The organism is Stenotrophomonas sp. S41 (assembly GCF_016624625.1).
Classification (GTDB): domain Bacteria; phylum Pseudomonadota; class Gammaproteobacteria; order Xanthomonadales; family Xanthomonadaceae; genus Stenotrophomonas.
The window spans coordinates 1-1,969 of the sequence record NZ_JACVTV010000200.1; the positions used below are offsets into that span (position 1 = coordinate 1).

Annotated in this window: 1 protein-coding gene; it reads left to right on the forward strand. The window is 67.6% G+C overall.

What is annotated here, in order from left to right; genetic code table 11:
- The first annotated feature begins 342 nt into the window (after positions 1–342).
- Entirely contained in the window at positions 343–1,767 is a 1,425-nt protein-coding gene (locus IAE56_RS20850) for a DEAD/DEAH box helicase (protein WP_200753830.1), read from the forward strand.
- Positions 1,768–1,969 lie beyond the last annotated feature (202 nt).

Here is a 1,969-nt window from a genome sequence, read left to right on the forward strand (position 1 = left end):
GCTTTTGACGTTGCCCTGGCTTCAAGCGGGTGCAGGGCTGCAAGCCCTGCAGCCCCCCCCTACCTGAACAGGGGTTTTTGCGTGGAGTCTTCAAGATCGTTTAGACTTGCGGGGTCTGCAGCGGCCGTCCGTTTCCCTCCGGGATCGCCGGCGACCTGGGTCCGCCCACTTCGCCCGCCCCCACTCCGACGCCGTTCGTCACGCATTCCAGCCTGCGCTCCGTGCCGGCTGCACCCAATTCTCGCAGCGCGGTTCACGGGAACGCTCCGAGTCAGCCGATCAGTTTGATCTGCCCCCGTCTGTCCGTTCGGACAGGCGTTTCTTGTACTTGGAGCAATCTCAATGTCTTTTGAATCCCTGGGCCTTGCGCCTTTCCTGCTGCGCGCGCTCGCCGAGCAGGGCTACGAAAACCCGACCCCGATCCAGCAGCAGGCGATCCCGCTGGCGCTGGCCGGTCGCGACCTGCTGGCCGGTGCACAGACCGGTACCGGCAAGACCGCCGCCTTCGGCCTGCCGCTGCTGCAGCACCTGGGCACCGCTTCGCAGGAAGTGCGCAGCGGCCCGCGCAAGCCGCGTGCGCTGATCCTGGCCCCGACCCGCGAACTGGCCACCCAGGTGCATGACAGCCTGCGCGGCTACAGCAAGTACCTGCGCATTCCCAGCGCCTGCATCTACGGCGGCGTCGGCATGGGCAACCAGCTGGACATCCTGCGCCGTGGCGTCGACCTGCTGGTCGCCTGCCCGGGCCGCCTGATCGACCACCTGGAGCGTCGCAGCGTCGACCTGTCCGGCATCGAAGTGCTGATCCTGGACGAAGCCGACCGCATGCTCGACATGGGCTTCCTGCCGTCGATCAAGCGCATCCTGGCCAAGCTGCCGAAGCAGAACCGCCAGACCCTGCTGTTCTCGGCCACCTTCGAGGACAACATCCGCCAGCTGGCGCTGGAGTTCATGCGCAACCCGGAACAGATCCAGGTGACGCCGAAGAACACCGTGGCCGAAACCATCACCCACCGCGTGCATCCGGTCGATGGCAGCCGCAAGCGCGACCTGCTGCTGCACCTGCTGGCGCAGGACAGCCGCGAGCAGACCCTGGTCTTCGCCCGTACCAAGCACGGCAGCGACAAGCTGGCCTCGTTCCTGGAAAAGTCCGGCATCAAGACCGCGGCCATCCACGGCAACAAGAGCCAGGGCCAGCGCCTGCGTGCACTGGGTGACTTCAAGGCCGGTCGCGTGACCGTGCTGGTGGCCACCGACATCGCCGCGCGCGGTATCGACATCAACGAGCTGCCGAAGGTGATCAACTTCGACCTGCCGATGGTGGCCGAGGATTATGTGCACCGCATCGGCCGTACCGGCCGCAACGGTGCGACCGGCCAGGCGATTTCGCTGGTGGCGCAGGACGAAGTGAAGCTGCTGCGTGCGATCACCCGCCTGCTGGGCCGCGACATGGACATCCGCGACGTTCCGGGCTTCGAGCTGCAGACGCCGATCCGCTGGGGCAACAGTGCACCGGGCAAGGCCGAGCACGACACCGGCGAGCGCGCACCGCGCAAGAGCCACGCGCGTCGTCCGCACGGTGATGCGCCGCGCCATGCGCATGCGGGTCCGAAGAAGGCCGGCGGCGGCCGTCGCGATGGCGGTGGCAATGGCCAGCAGCGTGCCGGTGCGGGCGCGGGTCAGGGCCAGCGTCGTGGCGGTGGCGGCAATGGTGGTGGCGGCCGTGGCCGCGGCCAGGGCGGCAACGGCGGCGGTCGCGCTGGCTGATCGCAGCTGACGGTTGTTGCGCTTCCCGCTGCGCGGGGGGCTATCGAGGGACGGCGCTGAGGCGCCGTCCTTTTTTTTGCGTTGGCTACCCGGGTTTGGAGGCTGGCGGTTGGTTCTGCGTGGGCGTTGGTGAGCGGGGGCGGCGCAAAACACGCCGTAAACCTGTGGTGGTCAACCATTTCTGGACACTCTCAAGGGGTGT

Bases quoted from the DNA above. Each gene is read 5' to 3' on its own strand.
- IAE56_RS20850 (WP_200753830.1), top strand. From the start codon at position 343: ATGTCTTTTGAATCCCTGGGCCTTGCGCCTTTCCTGCTGCGCGCGCTC.